The 24074-nt window shown below is 36.4% G+C and carries 13 protein-coding genes, 2 pseudogenes, 1 CRISPR repeat array and 1 riboswitch; all 15 genes and pseudogenes read left to right on the plus strand.

The features are described from left to right. Positions 1-67: 67 nt before the first annotated feature. Entirely contained in the window at positions 68-1519 is a 1452-nt protein-coding gene (locus GD441_RS08385; protein ID WP_153125657.1) for a sucrose-specific PTS transporter subunit IIBC, read from the plus strand. Between the two features lie 148 nt (positions 1520-1667). Then, positions 1668-3146 carry a glycoside hydrolase family 32 protein gene (locus GD441_RS08390; RefSeq protein WP_153125659.1) on the plus strand — a complete coding sequence of 493 codons (1479 nt, stop codon included), beginning with the start codon at positions 1668-1670 and terminating at the stop codon, positions 3144-3146. A gap of 65 nt (positions 3147-3211) precedes the next feature. Next, a complete protein-coding gene (locus GD441_RS08395) occupies positions 3212-4180 on the plus strand; it encodes a carbohydrate kinase family protein (RefSeq protein ID WP_153125661.1) in 969 nt (322 codons plus the stop codon). 550 nt (positions 4181-4730) lie between these two features. Next, entirely contained in the window at positions 4731-8063 is a 3333-nt protein-coding gene (gene cas12b / locus GD441_RS08400; RefSeq protein WP_153125663.1) for a type V CRISPR-associated protein Cas12b, read from the plus strand. A gap of 18 nt (positions 8064-8081) precedes the next feature. Beyond that, entirely contained in the window at positions 8082-9743 is a 1662-nt protein-coding gene (gene cas4g/cas1g, locus GD441_RS08405; protein ID WP_153125665.1) for a CRISPR-associated endonuclease Cas4g/Cas1g, read from the plus strand. Positions 9744-9752: 9 nt separating this feature from the next. Next, positions 9753-10046 carry a CRISPR-associated endonuclease Cas2 gene (cas2, locus tag GD441_RS08410; RefSeq protein WP_153125667.1) on the plus strand — a complete coding sequence of 98 codons (294 nt, stop codon included), beginning with the start codon at positions 9753-9755 and terminating at the stop codon, positions 10044-10046. A gap of 334 nt (positions 10047-10380) precedes the next feature. Further along, a CRISPR array of direct repeats spans positions 10381-11798; the repeat unit is 36 nt; unit sequence GCCTGAATACATAGCAGAAATAAAGATAATTGGCAC. Positions 11799-12193: 395 nt separating this feature from the next. Beyond that, positions 12194-13522: an oligosaccharide flippase family protein gene (locus tag GD441_RS08415; protein WP_153125669.1), complete on the plus strand. Its 1329-nt coding sequence runs from the start codon at positions 12194-12196 to the stop codon at positions 13520-13522. Positions 13523-13871: 349 nt separating this feature from the next. Continuing rightward, positions 13872-16106, plus strand: a complete 2235-nt coding sequence (locus GD441_RS08420; protein WP_153125671.1) for a GGDEF and EAL domain-containing protein — start codon at positions 13872-13874, stop codon at positions 16104-16106. A 134-nt stretch (positions 16107-16240) separates the two neighbouring features. Then, positions 16241-16399: pseudogene (locus GD441_RS17160) on the plus strand (HAD family hydrolase); the annotation flags it as partial. A 441-nt stretch (positions 16400-16840) separates the two neighbouring features. Beyond that, complete coding sequence (locus tag GD441_RS08425) at positions 16841-17092, plus strand: hypothetical protein (protein ID WP_153125673.1); 252 nt, start codon at positions 16841-16843, stop codon at positions 17090-17092. Between the two features lie 338 nt (positions 17093-17430). Then, positions 17431-18925 (plus strand): annotated as a pseudogene (locus GD441_RS17590) (transposase); the annotation flags it as partial. 22 nt (positions 18926-18947) lie between these two features. Further along, on the plus strand, positions 18948-19388 hold the full coding sequence (locus tag GD441_RS08435; RefSeq protein ID WP_153125675.1) for a hypothetical protein: 441 nt from the start codon (positions 18948-18950) through the stop codon (positions 19386-19388). Positions 19389-19717: 329 nt separating this feature from the next. After that, on the plus strand, positions 19718-20917 hold the full coding sequence (locus tag GD441_RS08440) for an aminotransferase-like domain-containing protein (protein WP_153125677.1): 1200 nt from the start codon (positions 19718-19720) through the stop codon (positions 20915-20917). A gap of 328 nt (positions 20918-21245) precedes the next feature. Continuing rightward, a riboswitch (cyclic di-GMP riboswitch) is annotated at positions 21246-21331 on the plus strand. Positions 21332-21427: 96 nt separating this feature from the next. Next, positions 21428-21889: a chemotaxis protein CheW gene (locus GD441_RS08445; RefSeq protein WP_153125679.1), complete on the plus strand. Its 462-nt coding sequence runs from the start codon at positions 21428-21430 to the stop codon at positions 21887-21889. Positions 21890-21967: 78 nt separating this feature from the next. Next, a complete protein-coding gene (locus GD441_RS08450) occupies positions 21968-23659 on the plus strand; it encodes a methyl-accepting chemotaxis protein (protein ID WP_153125681.1) in 1692 nt (563 codons plus the stop codon). Positions 23660-24074: the final 415 nt, after the last annotated feature.

The raw sequence follows: 24074 nt of genomic DNA on the forward strand, positions 1-24074 counted from the left end.
GAACCGGTTCTAATTATCAAATAATTGAAACCGGTTTCGATTAAAATATTTTAAAGGGAGGATCATAATGAATCATCATCAAGTCGCTCAAGAAATTCTGGATGCAATAGGCGGAAAAGAAAATGTTTCGGCTGCAGCCCACTGTGCAACTCGTTTGCGTTTAGTGTTGCATGATGAAAGCAAAGTAGATCAGGCGAAGCTTGATAGCATGGATGCAGTAAAAGGGACTTTTTCTACTGGAGGACAGTTCCAGATTATTTTAGGATCAGGAACCGTTCAAGAAGTGTATAAGAATGTAGCTAAATTAACTGGTTTAGGAGAAATGTCCACAAAGGACGTAAAAGATGCTGGTGCGAAGAAGTTAAATCCACTTCAACAATTTGTTAAGTTACTGTCTGATATTTTCGTTCCAATCATTCCAGCAATTGTTGCAGGCGGTTTGTTGATGGGTATTAATAACCTATTAACCGCTAAGGATTTATTTATTGCAGGTAAATCAATTGTCGAAGCAAATCCGGAAATGGCAGATTTAGCAGCCCTTATCAATACCTTTGCCAACGCGGCATTTGTTTTCCTTCCCATTTTAATTGGCTTTTCCGCAACACAGCGGTTCGGAGGAAATCCATATTTGGGAGCCGCACTTGGAATGCTAATGGTGCACCCTGATTTACTAAATGGCTGGGGATACGGCGGTGCATTGGCAAAAGGTGAAATTCCGGTTTGGAGCATTTTTGGCTTTGAAATTGAAAAAGTCGGCTATCAAGGTACAGTATTGCCGGTTCTTGCAGCATCATTTATATTAGCAAAAATCGAAACGTATTTACGAAGAGTCGTTCCATCAGCTCTAGATAACCTATTAACACCCTTATTAACGATTTTCATCACTGGTATTTTAACTTTTACATTAGTTGGACCGATTACACGTGCAGCAGGTAACTTGTTGTCAGATGGAATCGTGTGGCTATATGATACAACTGGTTTCATTGGCGGTGCTTTATTTGGGCTTCTTTACGCACCTATTGTAATAACTGGTATGCATCACAGCTTTATTGCGGTAGAAACGCAATTATTAGCAGACATGGCCAAAACAGGCGGGTCGTTCATATTTGCCGTAGCCTCTATGTCCAATGTGGCACAAGGTGCAGCAACTCTAGCTGTTCTCTTGATTACCCGTGATGCAAAATTAAAAGGAACTGCTTCAGCTGCAGGTATTTCAGCACTACTTGGTATTACAGAACCAGCGATGTTTGGAATTAACTTAAAGCTAAGGTATCCGTTTATTGGAGCCATTAGTGGTGCCGCAGCAGGATCAGCCTTTATCACTTTCTACAAAGTAAAAGCAGTTGCATTGGGTGCAGCAGGACTTCCGGGGGTTATTTCGATCCAACCTGGTTCAATCATCCCTTATATCATCGGGATGGCAATCTCTTTTGTCGTTACATTTGCATTGACCATCGTTTTATCGAAAAGAGCAGCAATAAAAGAAAGCAGTCCTGCAAAGCAAACACCAGCCGCTTAAGTAAACGGAATATTAATGAACTGAACTAAGCGCCTGGCATCCAGTTAACCGTTACTAATATTGTGGAACAATTCTCCTGTTTTCAATCATTAGTAGCCAAGGGTGCCTGGCTCTTTATTTTTTGTTAGCCTCTAGGAGTTTGATAGAAATGAAATGGACTAAAGAACGAAGATACAGAAAAATGGAAGATGCTACAAAGGAAGAATTAACAAAACTGAAAAAAATAGTGAATAGTAGTCCATGGAGACAAACTTTTCATATTCAACCTGAAACAGGTCTTCTGAATGATCCGAATGGTTTTTCCTATTATAATGGAGAGTACCATCTATTTTATCAATGGTTTCCGCTTGGACCAGTACATGGACTTAAATATTGGTACCATACGAAATCTACAAATCTTGTTGATTGGGAAAATGTCGGGATTGGTATAGCGCCAAATGATTACTTTGACAGTCACGGAGCTTATTCTGGAAGTGCGGTCAATCACAACGGAAAGCTATATTTGCTATATACAGGGAACACACGCGATGAAAAGTGGGAAAGACACCCTTATCAATGTTTGGCGGTAATGGAACAAAACCGAAGCATTACAAAATTAGGACCGGTCATTTCTGAAGTACCAAAAGGGTATACGGATCATTTTCGTGACCCGAAGGTATGGAAAGAGGGAGATACCTTTTTTGCTATACTCGGTGCGCAAAGAACAAACGAAACAGGCTGCGTGGTACTCTATCGTTCTACTAATTTACTGGATTGGAGATTTGAAGGAGAAGTTCATACGAGTCTCGAATCTTTCGGATATATGTGGGAATGCCCAGATTACTTTGAATTGGATAGTCAAGGTGTACTGATCTTTTCGCCGCAGGGTTTGATGCCAGAAGGAGATCAATATCAGAATATCTATCAATCCGGCTATGTAATTGGAGAAAAATTGAATGTGCAGCAAGGTAATTTGAAATTCTCTCACGGTGATTTTATCGAGCTCGATCGAGGCTTTGACTTTTATGCACCTCAAACGATGCTCGACCCAAGTGGCCGTCGTATTTTAGTGGGATGGATGGGATTGCCGGAAGTAGAATATCCTACTGATCCATATGGCTGGGCCCATTGTTTGACTCTTCCAAGAGAATTATCGATTCGTAATGGGAAACTGATTCAAAAGCCAGTTAAAGAACTGGAACTGCTTCGTGGCGAGAAAACCGAAGTTGAAGCTTTAATCAAGAATGAATGCAGAGAGTTTCAAGGGATTAGAGGAGAAACCTATGAATTAATTGCTCATTTTTCCAGGAACTCAGCAGAGGAGTTTGGGATGGAGCTTCGTGTTGGGGAGAACGAAAAGACGATCATCAAGTATGACTCTAAAATTAAAAAGGTTATTTTTGACCGTTCATTATCTGGGGAGGCAGTTGGAGAGCAATATGGAACCGCAAGAAAATGCAGCATGGAGTCAGACGATTTAACTTTCCGCATCTTTGTGGATGTATCCTCTGTCGAAATCTTTATAAATGATGGAGAAGAAGTATTTACAGGACGAATATTTCCAGCTAAAGAAAGCAAGGGTATTAAATTTTTTGCGAATAATGGGGCTGTTCAATTAAAAGCACAAAAGTGGGAAATCACAAGCTAGAAATTGTGTTAGACGATTGGTTGAGCAAATGTGAGTTCAGTATATTCGAGTTTTGAGGTGAAAATATGGGGAAACTTTGGGCAATCGGAGAAGTGTTAATCGATTTTATTCCACAGCAAAAAGGGATGGCGTTGAAAGATGTTACTTCTTTTGAACGCATGCCAGGTGGAGCTCCTGCAAACGTAGCGGCCGCTGTCTCAAAATATGGCGGGGAAGCGGCTATGATTACAAAGCTTGGCGAAGATGCGTTTGGTGACTTTTTAGTTGAACAGCTGTCACAGGCAGGGGTTAAGACTGATAAAATACTCCGGACAAAAGAAGCAAATACCGGACTAGCTTTTGTTTCGTTAAAAGAAAACGGCGAACGTGATTTTTCCTTTTATCGGAACCCGTCTGCAGATTTGCTGTTAAACGAAGAGGAAATTGATCCTTTATGGTTTGAAAAAGGAGATATCCTTCACTTTTGTTCAGTAGATTTAGTGGAAAGTCCGATGAAATCGGCTCATAAAAAGGCCATTCATAGTGCCATAGAAAGAGGCTGCCTAGTCAGCTTCGATCCCAATGTAAGACTTCCGCTCTGGGAAAGCAAAGACAAGTGCCGTGCCGCCATACAGGAATTTCTGCCAATGGCTCACCTCATCAAAATTTCAGATGAAGAATTGGAATTTATTACGGAGATCCATGATGTTGAAAACGCTATTCAATCCTTATTTAAAGGCAATGTGTTAGCGGTTGTTTATACAAAAGGAGCAAAAGGTGCCGATTTGTATATAAAAAGAAAGAAATTTGAATCTGAAGGGTTTTTGGTGAATGTTCAGGATACGACAGGAGCTGGAGATGCCTTTATGGGCGGGTTTTTGTTCAAGCTGCTAGAAGCAGGGGCACAACCGGGTAATCTTGTGGATCTGCTTTGTGAAAACCATAAGGAAATTCTTCGTTTCGCAAATGCCAGCGGTGCATTCACTACGACTGGAAAAGGTGCCATTTCCGCCTTACCTACAAAAGAGCAGATCCAAAAAATGATCATGGAGTAAAAAGCAAGAGACGCCTCTCATGGGAAAGTCGGAACAATCTATTTTTGTTTTTTTAAGGATTTTCTATTGATATAGAGAATTTTAAATACAGAATTGCAATTAGAAATGTAGTCTTTAAGACTTAGCTATTTGCTGATCCGAAAAGTTGTTGGAAACAACTATCATGGATCGGCTTTTTCTTTTTTTGTAGTTATGACTAACGATTTTTCCTATTCAAGTTTAGAGAGTTTAAATGACATCGTATAGAAAAAATTATTTACAAAATTTTTCAATAAACCATAAATTTAGGTTATACTTTAATTTATAGTGCTAGGTAAAATATTCCATGGGTAAATGGGTTTTTCCGCCTTTTTTTGCACATGCATGGATATTTATAAAAGCCTATATCTATAAAATTTACAAATAATTATGATGACAATTTTTAGAACTAATACTTCAATAATGTTACTGCTCATATTGTTCAAAATCCTCTCTTTTTATACTGATAATAGTATGTCTTGTAAATATAAGTTTTACTTATTTATAAAATATAAAGAAAGGAAGATTATTCATGGTAGTCCGTAGCATCAAATTAAAAATGAAAACGAATTCAGGAACTGACTCAATTTATTTACGAAAAGCTCTTTGGCGAACACACCGACTAATAAATGAAGGCATTGTTTACTACATGAGTTTATTAACTCTCTATCGTCAAGATACATTAGGAGATAGGACTAAAGAGGAAATACAATCTGAATTAATAAAGAAAATTAGAGAACAACAACGGAACAATGGTCTATCTGAAGAACTTGGAAGTGATCAGGAAATTCTTTCACTTCTTCGCCATTTATATGAGTTAATCATTCCTTCAATTAATGGAGAAAGCGGAGATGCGAACCAATTAGGAAATAAGTTTTTATATCCTCTTGTTGATCCAAACAGCCAGTCAGGGAAGGGAACTTCCAACGCTGGACGCAAGTCGAAATGGAAACGTATGAAGGAAGAAGGGAACCCTGACTGGGAAGTGGAGTTTAAAAAGGATGAAGAGCGTAAAGCTAATGACCCAACAATTAAGGTTTTTGATCATCTTAAAAAGTACAGTTTGCTTCCGTTATTTCCATTATTTACAAATAATCAAAAAGATATAGAATGGCTTCCAATGGGAAAGCGGCAATCTGTTCGGAAATGGGATAAGGATATGTTTATTCAAGCTATTGAGCGTCTTTTATCCTGGGAATCCTGGAATCGCCGGTTAGGTGCTGAACGGGAAAAATTAGAAGAGAAAATTGAAAATTTCTATAAAGAGCATTTATCGGGTGGTCAAATTTGGATAGAAAAAATCAGGGAATTTGAAAGGGTACGCGACCGAGAGTTGGGGGAAACATCATTTAGCTCAAACGATGGATATTTAATAACATCTAGACAAATACGCGGGTGGGATCGTGTTTATGAAAAGTGGAGTAAAATCTCTGAATCAGCTTCAAAAGAAGAATTATGGAGAGTTGTTGCAGAACAACAGAGCAAGATGAGAGAAGGGTTTGGAGATCCAAAAGTTTTTAGCTTTTTGGCTGAATTAGAAAACATGGATATATGGAGAAAGCATCCAGAAAGGATTTATCATATAGCAACATATAATGGTTTGCTTAAAAAACTTTCTCATACTAAAGCACAAGCTACATTCACGCTTCCTGATGCAGTTAAACATCCCCTTTGGATACGCTATGAGGCTCAGGGCGGAACGAATCTTAATCTTTTCAAACTTGAAGAAACAACAAAAAAGAATTGTAAAGTAATTCTTAGTAAAATTATTTGGCCAACTGAAGATGGATGGTTTGAAAAGGAAAATGTTGAGGTCGACTTGGCACCTTCGAAACAATTTTATCGGCAAATTAAATTGCAAGATCATATTAAAGGAAAGCAAGAAATTAGTTTTTCAGACTATAGCTCTGGTATTTCACTTAAAGGAGTACTGGGAGGGTCGAGAATTCAATTTGACAGAAAATACATTGAAAACCATCAAGAACTTTTACCTTCGGGTGATATCGGGCCTGTTTTTTTCAATTTAGTCATTGATTTATTACCTATACAGGAGACAAGGAATGGGAGACTGAAAAGCCCTATCGGAAAAACGTTGAAAGTCGTGTCTTCGGAATTTCCAAAAGTAATTGATTACAAACCAAAAGAATTAACAGAATGGATTAATGTAAGTTCTGTTACGGGTAAGGTAGGTGTTGAGTCCATAACTGAAGGAATGCGGGTAATGAGTATTGATTTGGGGCAACGTACATCAGCATCTGTATCCATTTTTGAAGTCGTGAAAGAATTGCCGAAAGATAAGGAAAAAATGTTATATTATAACATCAAAGATACTGAGCTTTTTGCCTTGCATAAAAGGAGTTTTCTATTAAATCTTCCTGGTGAAGAGGTTACAAAAAGAAATAGACAGAAAAGAAAAGACCGCAGAAAGAAGCTTCTATTTATTAGATCCCAAATTCGAATGTTAGCTAGTGTATTAAAATTGGAAACGAAAAATACTCCTGATGAACGGAAGAAAGCGATAAACAAATTGGTAGAAATAGTAGATTCTTATGAATGGACAGAGTCTGAAAAAGAAATTTGGAATAGTGAATTTGAATATTTAACTAATAAGGCAGTATTTAAACAAGAAATATGGCGGGAAAGTTTGATTAAATCACACCACAGAATGGAACCTCATGTTGGACAACTTGTAAGTGAATGGCGAAAAAGTTTAAATGAAGGCCGCCGGAACTTAGCTGGGATCACCATGTGGAATATAGAAGAATTAGAAGATACTCGGAGATTGCTAATTTCTTGGAGCAAAAGGTCGCGAACCCCTGGAGAAGCAAATAGAATTAATAACGATGAACCTTTTGGAGCCAAGTTACTTGAGCATATCCAAAATGTAAAAGATGACCGGCTTAAACAATTGGCTAATCTAATTGTAATGACCGCTTTAGGATATAAGTATGACAAAGAAGAGAAGAGTCGGGATAAACGTTGGAAAGAAAAATATCCGGCTTGTCAGGTAATATTATTTGAGAACCTTAACCGTTACTTGTTTAGCTTAGATCGTTCCAAACGTGAAAATTCAAAGTTAATGAAGTGGGCACATAGGAGTATTCCGAGAACTGTATGGATGCAGGGGGAGATGTTCGGATTGCAGGTTGGAGATGTCCGGTCAGAGTATTCTTCCCGCTTTCATGCAAAGTCAGGAGCACCTGGAATTCGCTGTCATTCCTTGAATGATGAAGATTTAAAAGAAGAATCTTTCAAGTTAAAACACCTAATTGAAACTGGATTTATAAGTGAGGAAGAGATTAGTAGCCTGAAAAAAGGTGACATTGTTCCTTGGCCTGGAGGAGAATTATTTGTAACTCTTTCTAAGCCTTATAAAAAGGGTAAAGATATAGAGCTAACAGTTATACACGCGGATATTAATGCTGCTCAAAATCTTCAAAAACGGTTCTGGCAACAGAATTCTGAAGTTTATAGAATACCATGTCAATTAGAAAAAGCTGGTGACGATGAATTTTTCATTCCAAAATCACAAACTGAAATAGTAAAGAAGTATTTTGGTAAAGGAAGATTTGTAAAGATTAATGACAAGAAAGAGGTATATAATTGGGAAGAATCTGAAAAAATGAAAATAAAAACAGAATCCACAATAACTTTGCAGGATTTAGAAGGGTTCGAAGATATTTTTCAAACTCTTGAGCTTGCTCAAGAGCAGCAGAAGAAATACTCGACACTGTTCCGTGACCCAAGTGGATATTTCTTTAATGAAAAAAACTGGCGTCCACAAAAAGAGTTTTGGTCTATTGTTAACAACATAATAAGAAGCAGTTTAAAAAAGAAAATCCTGAAAAATAAAGTGGAGGTGTGAATGGAGGTTTTTTAAAAGTTGTCTATCCCGATTAGGATGCTTAATGAAATTCAGTATTGTGAACGTTTGTACTATATTATGCATGTACAAGGAATTTTTGAAGAAAGTGCGGACACGGTTGAAGGGTCTGCACAGCATCGCAGAGCAGAAAATCGTATGAGAAAAGGAACTATTGCCCCCACGGAAATGTGGGGGGCAGCCCCACTTAGTCTGCATTTAGGTGATGATCACCTAAATATTGTGGGAAAATTAGATACAGTTGCTCTTGAAAATGATCAATGGGTGCCAGTTGAAGGCAAACATTCGTCTGCTCCTGACGGCGGTCAAAGTTTTAGAGTTGAATCATATGATCTACAAGGAACAGCGTGGCCGAATGATCAAATTCAATTGTGTGCACAAGGGATATTATTACGGAGAAATGGATATTCAACTGATTTTGGGTATCTTTACTATAGAGGAAATAAGAAGAAAGTAAGAATAGATTTTACAGATGATTTAGTCCAGCTTACAACTGATTACATTAGGAAAGCTCAAGAGTTAATGAGTAAGCCTATTCCAAAGCCTCTTAAAGATTCTAATAAATGTTTTCGATGCTCGTTGAACTACGTTTGTTTGCCAGATGAGACAAATTATTTGGTCGGAGCTAGCACGAATATTAGAAAAATCGTCCCAAGTAGAGCTGACGGTGGAATCTTATATGTTTCTGAGCCTGGAGCAAGATTAGGAAAAGACGGGGAAAGCTTAACGATTCGTTATCCAGATGATAGAAAAGAGGAAATTCCAATTAAGGATATAGTTCATATTTCTTTGATGGGAAATGTTCAGTGCTCTACACAGCTAACTCATACTCTAATGGCGTGTGGTATTACAATTAGTTACTTGTCAACTCATGGCCAATTAGTAGGATACACAATGCCACCCATCACAAAGAATATTTTTCTCCGGAAGTATCAATTTATTAAATTTCAGCATCCTGATATTGCTTTAAGGCTATCACGATGGATCATACATGCAAAAATAGCCAATCAAAGAACTTTAATTCGGAGGAATGGAAAGGCATCAAAAATGTTATTGGATGAAATGAAAGTTCTGAGGGACAAAGCTATTGTGTCAGAGAGTATAGACAGCTTAAGAGGGATTGAGGGAAGAGCTGCAAAACTTTACTTTCAAGCATTTCCTACAATGTTAAAAATTAAAGATTTTGATAAAGTCCTTTTAATGAAAGGTAGAAGCAGGAGACCTCCCAAGGACCCTGTAAATGCGCTTCTTTCTTTAGGTTACACACTTTTATCACGTGACGTAATGGCTGCATGTTTAAGTGTAGGATTAGACCCAATGTTTGGTTTTTTTCATTCGATTGAGCCAGGTCGGCCAGCTCTAGCTCTTGACCTTATGGAACCATTTCGCCCACTTATAGTTGATAGTGCTGTCTTAAGAACTTTAAACACACAAGAAATCTGCCTTGAAGACTTCTATCAAGGACAAGATAGCTGCCAATTAAAGAAAAATGGCAGAAAAAAATTTTTTGCCGCATATGAACGCCGTATGCATGAAACTTTAACCCATCCTAGCTTTGGGTATAAAATCAGTTACCGAAGAACATTAGACTTAGAAGTTCGATTGTTGGCCAGATACCTTGAAGGAGAAATTAATGAATATAGGCCGGTTACTACAAGGTAGGTGTGAAACATGAGATATTTTGTGTTAGTCAGTTACGATATTTCAGACGCTAAACGCTGGAGAAAGGTTTTTAAAACGATGAAGGCTTTTGGTGAACATGTACAATATTCTGTTTTCATCTGCCAGTTAACCGATCTTCAAGCTGCAGTTTTGAAAGGTAAATTAGAAGATATTATTCACCATAATCAGGATCAGGTTATGTTTGTGCATATTGGTTCAGTTACAAGAGATCAGTTAGACAAAAAGATTTCTACAGTGGGAAGAGAATACTATCCTAGAGATATTTCAAAATTAATTTATTGATAAAAAATTCCAATAATAATCTTGATTTAAAGTAGACAGAATAATATAATAAAAATGACCTATAGGGTCAATGAATCTGTGCGTGTGCCTTGGTAATTAAACCTTACCCACCACAGAATTATCGTATTTCTGCTAAGTATTTTGTTTTTTTATTGTCGAGTACCAACCTAGGTCAAAAAGACCAGGAGGTACTCGAATTCTTTATTTATTCAGGTTTTTATCTCCAATAATGACCAACTTTTTCTATGTTAAAAAGACTTTTTAATCTTAAATTTATGATTGCTCGAAAATAGCTCTCAAATCACAGTACTCCCAATAGATTCTACGAGAAGCAACCTGAATACATAGCAGAAATAAAGATAATTGGCACATAAAGAGAAAGGTCTTGAAGACAAGGACCTTTTACCTGAATACATAGCAGAAATAAAGATAATTGGCACTTTTTTAACTATTTTTAAACACTTCTTCAAATACAATACCTGAATACATAGCAGAAATAAAGATAATTGGCACTTTGAGTAAAATAAAATTTAAGTTTCGTTACTCATTGCCTGAATACATAGCAGAAATAAAGATAATTGGCACGACCTTACCATTATTGCTATGATAATACCTTTTGCTCTGCCTGAATACATAGCAGAAATAAAGATAATTGGCACGTTTTTATAAATTCCTTCTGTTCAGATGTATAATGGTGCCTGAATACATAGCAGAAATAAAGATAATTGGCACTTCTAGCTGTTTGCAATTTCGACGCTGTCGCGGCGTTTCGCCTGAATACATAGCAGAAATAAAGATAATTGGCACCCACAAGAACACTAAAAAATGGAGTGGGATTGGATATGCCTGAATACATAGCAGAAATAAAGATAATTGGCACATAGAGAAATAGGCAATAAATCACCAATATACATGATGCCTGAATACATAGCAGAAATAAAGATAATTGGCACCGAAAACTGTTGCAAACATGAATATTGAAGATATTGCCTGAATACATAGCAGAAATAAAGATAATTGGCACGTTATCACTTATTGAAACAAGTCTTGGTCCAGTGGTTCCGCCTGAATACATAGCAGAAATAAAGATAATTGGCACGAATAAATGGCAGTTTGTACTTATTGTAACAACGAAGCCTGAATACATAGCAGAAATAAAGATAATTGGCACAAATCAAATTTAATTTATTTTAAATTTATCATTGAATTGCCTGAATACATAGCAGAAATAAAGATAATTGGCACTTTAATGCGTTTAAATCAACTATCAAAGAACCACCTAAGCCTGAATACATAGCAGAAATAAAGATAATTGGCACGAAGTTGTGTACGAAATACCTCCGATGCGAGGGATTGCCTGAATACATAGCAGAAATAAAGATAATTGGCACATTTAGTATTTGTTTGTGATTTTTCATGTACTATCTGCCTGAATACATAGCAGAAATAAAGATAATTGGCACCGTATCCTTTCTGATATAAAGAGAAAATCTCTTTGCCTGAATACATAGCAGAAATAAAGATAATTGGCACGATTTAACTTTTTTAGTTGTTTCTGCTTTAGCTGGGCCTGAATACATAGCAGAAATTATGATAATTGGCACAGGGATATTTTGGCGGGATTATCAATTGAGGAAACGGGCCTGAATACATAGCAGAAATAATGATAATTGGCACACTAATAAATCAATTACATTGCTACCACGAATAGCCCCAGCCTGAATACATAGCAGAAATAAAGATAATTGGCACCTTTGGTAGGGGGTACCCCCTACCAATCAAATAAAATCAATCAACAAACAAAAATAGGTTGAAACCATGTAATTTGTATTTTACACAATATTAAGGACTTGACTTTAAATGCAATGGATTTTCGCTTAAATGACTGGACTTATCGCTTAAATGCCAAGGCTTTTCGCGTAAATGAAATGGCTTTTCGCTTAAATGCCAAGACTTTTCGCGTAAATGAAGTCGCTTTTCGCTTAAATCAAAAGATTTTTCGCTTAAATCAAATAGAATTAGTCAGGGTGCAGGTACTCAATTGCACCCCTTTTTTGGACAGATACTCGACAGCCTTCAAAAAACTAAAATAATCCCACTACTTGTCTCATATCCTTAGTAAAAAGATTTTATAGGAGTGAGACAGCATGAATTCCTTTTTCAAAGGAACCATACTTCTGGTGGTTGCTGCATTTTTTAGTGAGTGTGTTGAGTTCTTTGTTAATATGATTCTTGCAAGAGAACTGGGAGAAGAGGGAATTGGGCATTACATGTCCATATTGCCAATCATCTTTTTAGTTTTTGTCATGGCAAGTCTTGAGTTCCCGATTTCCATATCGAAGTTCATTGCTGAAAATAAACGAGACCTTCATTATCAGTTGCTACAGCATGCTTTAAAATTGGCTTCATTTGTGATGGTGAGCCTTCTCATATTGACGATGATCGGTCTATCTATCCCAAACGTACTCCATGGTTTTCACCCGTTTATAAAATGGTTATTGCTCTTGATTATACCCATAGCTGCCTTTTCCTCTATTGCAAGAGGGTACTTTATGGGAGTTCAACAAATGGGGAAAGTCGCTTTTTCTAATTTTCTTAGAAAAGCCTTTCAATTTGGAATATTATTGGTCATTTTTAACTATTTTCACTATGATCAAGAAACGTCGTTACTGATCGCTCTTTGTGCATTAATAGGCAGCGAAATTATTGTGTTTCTTTATTTAATTAGCTTTTTTATCATTCAAATGCAAACGATGCGAAGTGCAACGAATTCAACTATGTCATGGAAACATGCACGTCAAAAACTACTTGAAGTCTCAATGCCAGCCATTGGACTACGGATTTTTCATGCCATCACAAATGCCATTCAACCGTTTTTCATTCACTTTGTCCTCATGACAGCAGGATTTGGGCACGTTAAAGCGACTGAACATTTTGGTATGTTAATGGGAGTGGCCATGACGATTGGCTTTTTCCCGGCCTTTATTGGTCATTCGTTAATGGTGATGTTAATTCCGAACGTTTCGGTTGCATATGTAAGCCATGATTATGGAAAACTCCGAAATCTTTTGCAGCAATCCATGTGGATTACCATGATTTATGGAGTCCCAGCAGTTTTCATGATGAATGTCTTTGCAGAACCATTAACCTCACTCTTTTTTTCTTCGACGGCAGCAGCCTATTACTTGAAACTACTGTGGCCCAATTTCTTGTTTTATTTCTTCGTGATTCCGCTGCAGGCTTACCTTATAGGGTTAGGATTGGTTAAAGACGCGTTTTTACATACGGTTTGGTCGAATATGATTTCATTTCTGTTGATGTATGTTTTAGGATCTCAAGCTTCCTTCAATATGGTGGGCGTTATTATAGGAATGAACACAGGGATTGTTTTACTAGCCTTTATGCATTATGTAACGATCTGTAAAAAAATCGGGATTTCTCTTTGGTTAACGAAACAAAGGCAAAGCGTGTATTGAACCGTAACAGTATACATACGTTGACAGTTAGAATTTGTTAATGCGAATAACTGCATGGGTTAAACGTCAATAATCCTTCTTAATGTGTCTAATATCGGCGTTAATGTTCGTCGGGATCAAAAGGCATGATTAGAGCATCCATTAGGGGTGCTTTTTCTTTTAGGAAACGTAGAAGCAGCTTAATATAAATGAACTTTGAGAAGGGTCGTATGGAATGAAATAATAAACACTCTGCTCAGCTTAGAAACCCATTGTGATGTTTTTATTTTTTTGATATGTTTAAAAAGACTATTGGGAATTTTTATAAAATTAATAGATACATAGCACCAAAAAAGAGGGGAAATAACAAATGAAAAATATACATAAGCATAGAGTCATCGTTATTTTGAGTTTTATCATTTTTGCAGAATTAATCCATGTAATTAGTTCTCCCCTTTTTTCTTTCGGTAAAATCACACAATTTGTGATCGATCTAACGGTTTTCCTTTTCGTTATTTTCATGATTTGTATCATGTTTAAAGGAATGGACAAGACTGCAAAAGAATTAGAGAAAAATAAACAAAAATTGAAAAATATTTTTGATACACTCGATGTTGCTATATGGTCTCATGATTTAAAATCCGACACGTTATTAATCACTTCAGGGATTGAAAAATTATATGGATATTCATTAGAGGAATTTTATCAAGATTTTACCCTTTGGAAAAAAGTCATTCATCCTGAGGATTTACATGTCTTAGAAGAAAGAGAAAAGAAACTTTTACAGGGGGAGGCTGTCACGAGTAAATACCGGATCATTCGCCCAGATGGAGAAATACGATGGATCCAGGACCGAGGCATACCTACGCTTGATGAAAATGGGAATTTTGTAGATTTTAGCAGTGTGTTGTTTGATATTACGGATCGAAAGGAAAGTGAAGATCGCTATCGAAGTTTAGTAGAAATGTCACCTGACATTATTGCAGTATATAGTAGAGGGCAAATTGACTACATCAATGAAGCAGGCTGCAAGCTTTATGGTGCATCGAATCCAAAACAACTAATTGGTGAGCCAATTTCTAAACTCATTCCACCAGCCATTCTTAAACAACTAAAAAAACGTGAGCTATCTTTAGGGGATCATCAAGAAGAAAAAATGACGTACGAATTTCAAGCTGTACGGCTCGATGGCAAGAGAATTGATGTGGAAATGACAACGATGCCTATTTTTTATGAAGGAAGAGTGGCAAGGCAAATCGTCGGCAGGGATATCTCACAGCGGAAGAAGGCAGAGAGAACGATTCAATATATGGCTTATTATGACGCATTAACAGGCCTGCCAAATCGGAATATGTTCAAGAAGAAATTAAATGAGACATTAAATCGTCAGAATAATCAAAAGGTAGCTGTTTTATTTTTGGATTTAGATCGATTTAAGATTATAAATGATACAAAGGGACATACGATTGGAGATCTTGTATTAAAAGTTGTAGCGAAACGTTTGAGGAAAGCCGTTCAAAACGATGGTATGGTTTCACGTCAGGGCGGAGATGAATTTCTTATTTTACTAGAAGATATTGATCAAGAAAAAGTGGTAAAAGTGGCCCAGCGAATCCTTGATGAATTTTCTACTCCAATAGAAGTCAATCATCAGGAATTCTTTGTTACACCAAGTATTGGAATAAGCATCTATCCTGTTGATGGTGAGGATGAAGAAAAGTTAATTAAGCATGCGGATACAGCCATGTATTTGGCAAAAGAACGCGGGAAAAATACCTTTCAATTTTATACATCTAATCTTCAAGGGCTTGCTTCCCGCAAGATGGAAATCGAGAACGGATTAAGGAAAGCGCTTGAACAAGAACACCTGACTCTTCACTATCAGCCTCAAGTAGAATTAGAAACAGGAAAAATTGTAGGAGTAGAAGCCCTAATCCGTTGGCAGCATCCTATACATGGAATGATTCCTCCGTCAGAATTTATTCCTCTAGCAGAAGAAACAGGACTGATCGTTCTACTTGGTAAATGGGTTTTAAGAAAAGCTTGTGAACAAAACAAAAGGTGGCAAAATCTTGGTTTACATCCAATTCCTATAGCGATTAATATTTCTGTTCGACAGCTTCAAGATGACGATTTCATCGAAATAGTTACAAAGGTTCTAAATGAAACCGGTCTGGATCCCCGTTATTTGGAATTAGAAATTACCGAAAGCATTATGCAAGATATCGAAAGGTCGACATGCATCCTCAATCAATTGAAGGAATTAGGTGTGAAACTTTCGATTGATGATTTTGGAACAGGATATTCCTCCTTGAGCTATTTAAAGCATCTTCCAATTGACGGTATTAAAATTGATAAATTATTTATCGACGATATCACCCATCAGTCCAATCAAGGAGCGATGGTAAAGACAATCATTGATATGGGCCACCATTTGAAATTTAATGTCATTGCAGAGGGCATTGAAAAACAAGAACAAGTGAGCTTTTTAAAGCAACATGCATGCAAAATTGGTCAGGGCTATTATTTCAGCAAGCCTATACCCGCCGAACAAATGGAAGAACTCCTTTTAGGGTGTCAGGCACCGCTCGTGGACAAATTGTAAAAAATGTTCATTTCAGGTGGACAGAGGAAGGCGTATTTCATACAAGTGATGAATGAATGATTCAAACAAATAAGATTTATATAAATCTCCTTATTTAATAAGATTGGAAAAAAACGTAAAAAAAGGGTGTGTCAATGATCAAAACAATTATTTTTGATTTTAACGGTACTTTAGCAAACACTTTACCTATATGTTAATTTGCTTTTCAGAGTGTTTTTAATGAATTTGATCATAAAGCACTTTCTCCAGAAGAAATAAAAGCCATGTTTGGTCCTTCTGAAACAGGGATTATATGAACGAACTTATGCTAATGAATTACTTGACCATGTATTTCAACTAAACCCTGCTCCTTGAACGTTAGTCATCATATAGCAACAAAAAACGGTGTGAATTCGTAGGTGAATTCCACCGCTTTTTTTGTATCTGTTTTTATTTCTACTTTTATACTCGCGGGGTACCTCAAAAAAGAACGGCTTAACAAAATCTAACGGGTTCGGATTAGAAGTACAAAAACTAAATAGCATAATAATTTTAGGTTCAAATCGCATATGATTTGAACCTTTTATTTTTGTTGATTTAATAAGGTTTATCAGCAATTAACGTATAAATTAGCACATAAATTAGCATACTAATTAACAGATTGACAATAGCTAATGTCATATGTTCGGAAATTATGCTAAAATAGGTTTCAAAATTGGTGCTAAAATTGTTGTCAAACATAGAGGTGAACAAGGATGAACTTTATTAAACCTAAAAACAAGAATGTTGAAAAAGTCGATTGGTTGCTGTCGGAACGGACTAGAGCGATTGTTAAATACTACGCTGAATATACGGAATACAGTGAAAGTGAAGTTGTTGATAAGTTCCTGTTGAATATCCTTGAAGACAAGGACTTCATTGATTGGATTGAAAAGAAAAGGAATAATCGCCGTATCGTGAAACAGTTAGAATTGGAACATTCATTGGAGGAAGATGTAATTGGCTAAATTGAAAAGGTTAGCTACTAAAGATGATAACCCTGTTATTGTCCATTCCCCTTTGTCAAACGAAGAGCTAACGAACCGTTTAAATTGTAATCCAGACCCCATAAAAATAGGATACGGTTCTGATTTGTCATCGCCCGCACCAGAAAGTTTATATCGGCTTGGTTTACCCTTTACATCAAACTTCTCTTGAGGCAAACCGTACCACTTACAATATGGGTTGAGGCAATGATTGTATTGGAATTGATGTGTTTGTCCATTCCAAGTTAACTCCGCTGGTTTAAATAACAATTCTTTAAATTTTGTACCAAACTGTTTTGGTGTAAGTTTGTCATAATCTTAAAGAAGGATGTATAGCTTCCGATTTAACCCCTTTTAACGAACCAAAATCCTTCTATAAAAGAGGCAAAAGTACGGCTAAGTCTCAACGATACCAATGTAAGGTCTGCAAGAAGTTTACCAATGTGCTGCCAAACCAGAGGCAAGCATCCACCTACCACCAGAAACGAAGCGAGATAATGCCGTTATTTGCTAAACTTCTGCTTAACCGAACGCCAGTAAGCAGAACCTGTGAAATCTTAGGGATTGGCAGAGGAACTTATTATGATAAGCTCGAAATCTTATACCGAAGGTGTTTGGAGTTCTTAGAAAAACACGAAACTAAGTCTTTAAAAAACACTGAATTCAAGAAAATGTGGTTGAATACGGATAAGATGACCTATTATCTAAATAATGTCCGCAAAAAGGGGCAAGGCAGTTCTCAATTTGATGGAATTGAGGAACTTCAACTACCGACAAGTGTAGTTATTTCCGCTGATGTTCTATCCAGATATGTGTTTCGAAGCGATGTGGCGTATGATTGGGATATTTCCTTAAGTGACATTGCACTTGATACTGCATTATTGAAAGAAGACCATTTAAACTTATTTGCCAAAAAAAAACGCTCGGTTTGATGAATATTCTTATTACCCAATGCCACCATCTAAAAACGATACACAAACGCAATCGGAATACCATCGAGAACTTCTTAAAATAGAACGTCGGGAAAGGTACATTGATGGTCTACACGTTCAGGCAGCCTATACTACCATTGCTCATTTTTGGCTTATCAAACAACTTGTAAATGCTTCTGAATGGCGTTTTGTCACCGATGATGATAAATCATTAATCAACTCTATCCATCGTGTGTTCTCGCAGGAAATTCGCCGTACGGATGGGCATCATTTCTTATGCCAAACCGATAAAACCAAATCTCGAAAAAAAGCCTACGAGGAATTTAAGGGGGCTAAAGCGAATTTATTGGAATGGGGCTCAGTGAGGGATATAGGAACAAATTCTTTACGCAAATTGGCATATCTGTACCTTACGGAATTATTTGAAACTCACAAATTCCATAAAGTCGTATCAGATGAGGTGAGTTCCCATAACGAATATGCCGATAATCCGATTGAACATCCATTAGCTACACCTGACAGGGGGTTTCGGTCAGTTGATTGCACAACGGATGTTTCCTTTCTTGAGCCAAAAGATATTGCTGCATTAATTGTAAATGTGAATGATAATGCCACGAACACCTTCATTCAACACATTCGGAGAAGGTTATCCATTTTAGAAAGACCGCTCACAACAGCTCGTGGTGATGGCAAGAGTTACATTTACTCAAATTTCAATCCTAAGTATGCTCAAATGGCATTAACCATCCTTCGGACTTACTACAATTTCTGCTTGGCTTATAAGACAAAAGAAGGCAAAAAGGATGTTGTCGCTACACCTGCTCAAAGACTCAGTATAGCTGATAAGAAATACGAAATAAACGATATTATTTATCTTAGATAGTAAAAGGAAACGGGGTAAAGTTATGGAGATTGGGAAGGAAAGAATAATTAACGAGGCTTTTCTAGAGAAGGGTTTAGACAATGTTATCCTTTGGGATGTTCAAGAGATTAAAGATTGTCAATTAATTAAGGTCAAGTTCATTAGTAAAAATTCCTCTCACAGACAGGGGATTTGGCTTAGGACGGATAAAGGAATTGTGATTCCTGAATTAAGTGATGAAAAATATCCGAGCATAACACTATGGGAAGATACCGCTCCTCAAGAAATCATTTGTAAATGTTATACGGATGATGGAAATTTAAGTGTTTATAATGTCTATGACAAAGGTAATGGAAGGCAATCACAATCATATACGTCTGGTATGCTGATTGAAGAAAAGAATGGTGTTTTACTTTATAAATGCAATGATTTTGGCTTTGAAACCGATTTTAGCGATTTAGTTTTTTCAATTGAAAAATTATAAATGTAGTAAAAAAATCAGGACCGACAAAATCGGTCCTTTTCTATTGCTATTTTTAATGTTAATTGTATCGCTAATAGCCATTCAAAATATTAGTTATTTCATATGATTTTTGTTATGTTAATTAAAATTTTGTACTTCAAAACCGAACCCGTTAAACAAAATCATGCTGGCTTTTTGTTGGTGTTCGGACAAGTACTTCATTCCTAAGAACTTAATAAAATGTTTAATAAAAAATCCAAAAAATAAAGATGAAGAGTGGTTGACAATTGTTTGTAAAGAGGTAGTATATACTTATTATTCAGAAAATTTAAATATTTGAGGTGTGTACGGTGAAATATCCTTTTGCAAAACGAGTCAGACATCTTCAATCTTCTGCTGTTCGTGACATTTTAAAAGTTGTGAATAAAGGGAACGTCATATCTTTTGCAGGGGGTCTGCCGGATGACGAATTATTCCCGCATGAAGCCATTCAGGAGGCGTTTTCCCGTGTATTTGCTAATGGAAAAAATCCACTTCAATACATTGAAACAGAGGGGTTTGGACCGCTACGTGAAGTGATTTTGGAACGAATGAGGAAAAAGCAAATGACAGGCTTTACAACGAACCAAGTGTTGCTTACAACAGGTTCTCAGCAAGCCATTGATTTATTTTCCCGAGTAATGTTTAATCCAGGAGATATTATTTTGACGGAGGATCCCACTTATTTAGCAGCGCTACAAGTTTTTGAATCGTATGAAGCAACAGTTGTACCGGTTGAGTCCGATCAGTTTGGAATGATACCAGAAGATTTAGAAAGAAAGATGAAGCTTTACAAACCAAAATGTGTATATGTTGTACCAACGTTTTCAAATCCATCCGGACGCGTGTGGTCATATGAACGGCGCCAGTATTTAATCCATATGGCTCATAAGCATCATGCAATCATACTTGAGGATGATCCTTATGGCGATATTCAATTTAATAGAGAAGAAATGTATACACCTTTAGCTGCCTTAGATGACGGAACGCATGTGGTTTATACTAGTACGTTTTCTAAAACAGCAGCACCAGGTTTACGCACTGGCTGGGTAGCGGGTCCTGATCAAATTATTCGCATCATGTCTCAAGCTAAACAAGCCAATGATCTTCATTCGAATTCTCTAACACATCAAGCCTTGTACCAGCTTTGTTGCCAGTTTGATTTAGATGGACATATTGAAAAAATAAGTGAGGTTTACAAGCAAAGAATGAGTGTTATGGTTAATCGAATCCAGCAAGCAAATATTCCAAACCTGAATTTTGTACAACCAAAGGGTGGAATGTTTTTGTGGATTGAACTGGATCCTCGAATCGATACTTCATTCCTATTCCCGCAGGCTGTTTCAAGAGGAGTCGCCTATGTACCTGGGGAACATTTTTATGCTGGAAAACCGAATAAAAGTACGATGCGACTTAATTTTACACACTCCACACCAGAAAAGATTCAAAAAGGAATTGACATCCTAATGGAGCTTTTACAGGAAACAAAGCACCCAGAACTAATGAAATAATTATTTAGGAAAGGAGCTATTAGCATAAAAACTGAATACTATTTATCATTAAACATATGAAAAGTGAGAGTGTAGGGAGCAAATAAAAAGTGTCAGCATCTAATTACTATCCGTCACGTTAATCTACGATAAATATTAATCTTTAAGAAGGCTGAATCTAATAGGGTTCAGTCCTTTTTTGTTTCCGATCGTATTGAATCATATTCAAAATATCTAACCTTATCGATATCGCTTACATATCTTAATATTGTGAATAATTGATGAAGTATATACAAAATGGAAAGAGTATAGTACTATCGCAATAGTGAAAACTACCCGGACTCAAAAAAATACATATTGGCAAACTATTCTAAAGGATAGGACGCAAAACTAAAGGGGCTAAAGTTTCTTCAACCATGCCAGCCAGTTGCTCTTCTAAAGAAGATTTTAACAAACTACCCCTAAATGTATATGGGGTATTTTTTTTTATTCATTAGAAAAACTTAGAACATAAAATGTGGAGTGAAGTTAATGCCGAAGCAGTTAGTGATTCAAGTGGGTCAAGTGGAGTTCGGAATATCTATTAACCATGTAATTTCCATTGAAAAAATGGTGACTCCTTCACCACTCCCTCTAATGCCAGAATATTTCATGGGAATAGTCGATATTCGTCAAAAGATCGTTCCTTTAATCGATATGAATGGTATTTTGTATAACAAGAAAACTAAAATAACAGATAACACAAGATTAGTTCTCATAGATATGGACAATCTATCGATAGCTTTAATCGTTGATGAAGCAAAGGAAATCATTATCATAGATTCACAAGAAATTAAGCCTTTACAAAGCTTATTAACTACTGATACTTCATTTTTTGAAGGAGTAGTTCGTTTAAATCATCGTTTAGTATCCTTGATTGATATAAAAAAATTGTTGAATGGATTAACGAATCTTGAACAGATCAGAGAACAAGTTTCATTATACCAATCGTAAATTAACCTAAAGAATCGTCTTTGAAGAAATACGTGAATCATATTTTTACTACATCATACATAAGGAGAAAAAGGAAAAATGAAGTACACGATTAAACAAAAACTCATTGTGAGCTATTTAATTGTATCTCTTATTTTTGGTCTTGCTTCTTTCATTTCCTATAAAAATGCAAAAGAAGCAAATGAGTCTTATGAATACTTACTCGATACTGTCTCAGAGATAAAGTCTATTACTCAAGAAATTCAAACAAATATAGCTTTACAAATTGGGTATTACCGAGCCTATATGCTATATGAAAATCCTAAAATGAGAGAAAATCTTAACGACACGAACAAAAGAATTGAAGACTTAATTAATGAAGGAAAAGAATTGGCTACACTGCAAGAGACTCGAGATCGACTTGATGAAATAGCTGAACTTAATAGAGAATTTGGGCAACAAGCAAATGAAATAATGGATTCCATAACGATTGATAAGCAAAAAGCTCTTGCTAAAGGCTTAGAAGAGATTGTTCCGATTACGAACCATTTAACGGAAAAATCTGAAGCTTTACATAAAATGCTAAAGGTGGACATATTAGATAAACAAGTAAAAGAAACGAAAAATAACACTCGTTCTGGTATGACGCAGGTTCTTATCATTAGTATAATCGCTACATTATTTGCGTTAGGGTGTGGTGTTATCATCTCGCTTCTTATTTCACGACCAATTGTGAAGCTGGCGAATTTAACAAAACAAGTGGCTTCCGGGGATTTAAATGTAGAGACGTTAACGATTAAAAGCAAGGATGAAATTTATTACTTAAATGAGTCATTTGAACAAATGACCAATAATCTACGAGAGATGATTCGTGGGATTGCTACGAATTCAGATCAAGTAGCAGCTTCGGCGGAACAATTAAATGCAAGTGCAGAACAATCAAGCAAAGCTGCAGAAGCAGTTGCCTCTTCTATTCAAGAAATTGCGGCTGGTGCTGAGGGTGCTACAACAAAGCTTGAAAACAATTCAAAATCGATCCAGCAGGTTGTCCAAGGTGTGTTACGAATTTCAGACAGTACAATGAATGTTTCACAATTATCAAAGAAAACCACAATCGAAGCAGAAGAGGGCGGAAAATTCGTAGAAGATAATTTATCCCAAATGAAATTTATCCATGAGTCTGTGAGACGTTCTAATGAAGTCATTAGTTCTCTTTCTCAACGGTCACAAGAAATTGGAAATATTTTAGATGTCATTAGTGGAATAGCTGATCAAACGAATCTTTTGGCATTAAACGCTGCAATTGAAGCTGCAAGAGCAGGAGAACACGGCAAAGGATTCGCGGTAGTTGCAGATGAAGTAAGAAAATTAGCCGAGCAATCTCAAGTTTCAGCAAAAAATATTGCTGAATTGATTAGTGTTATTCAAAAAGATACGGAAGAATCAGTGAGAATAATGAGTGAAGTTATGGAAAATGCAGAACAAGGGGTAAAAGTATCTATAGAAACATCCAATAAGTTCACCCAAATTCTCGATAGCACAAGAAAAATTACACCACAAATTGAAGAAGTAACAGCAGCCGTTCAACAAATTTCAGCAAATATAGAAGAAGTATCTACTTCAGTAGACGAAATCGCTAAAAATGCTCAGGCTAATGCCATGATTTCAGAAGAAGTGGCAGCTGCAACAGAGGAGCAGCTTGCATCTATGCAAGAAATCGATGCATCGGCACAAGCTCTTGCGGTAATGGCTGAAGAATTAAAAGTACTTGTAAGTCGGTTTAAAATTTGATCCTTAATCTAAAGCTAGGTGTAGTGTTACTAAAAAAGTAATGCTACACCTTTATTGTTTGTGAGCTGGATATAAGAACCATTATAAGGAATGAACCGTAGTTCCTTGGAACAAGCATTTCGCAAAGGATAATAGATCTTTAATGAAGATACTTGATAAAAGTAATGACAAGTGTAAAGACACATGTTAATATAAGAATAAGTTCCAATGAATGAAAATCATTTATTTGGGAATAAAAAGTTAATGAGCAGTACATACTAATTGTCTGCATTTACGGGTAGTGTCAAAAGTTCTATGAAAAACTAGTTCTAGGCATCTCCGCCAGGATTTCAGGAATAGCCAAGTCCGCAATCGCTCTTGACAAACAGTCGAAAAAGGTTGCGATACGGCCATCAAGGGCGAAGGGAACAAAAGT

It is taken from the genome of Peribacillus tepidiphilus (genome assembly GCF_009466385.1).
GTDB classification, from domain to species: Bacteria; Bacillota; Bacilli; order Bacillales; family DSM-1321; genus Bacillus_BN; species Bacillus_BN tepidiphilus.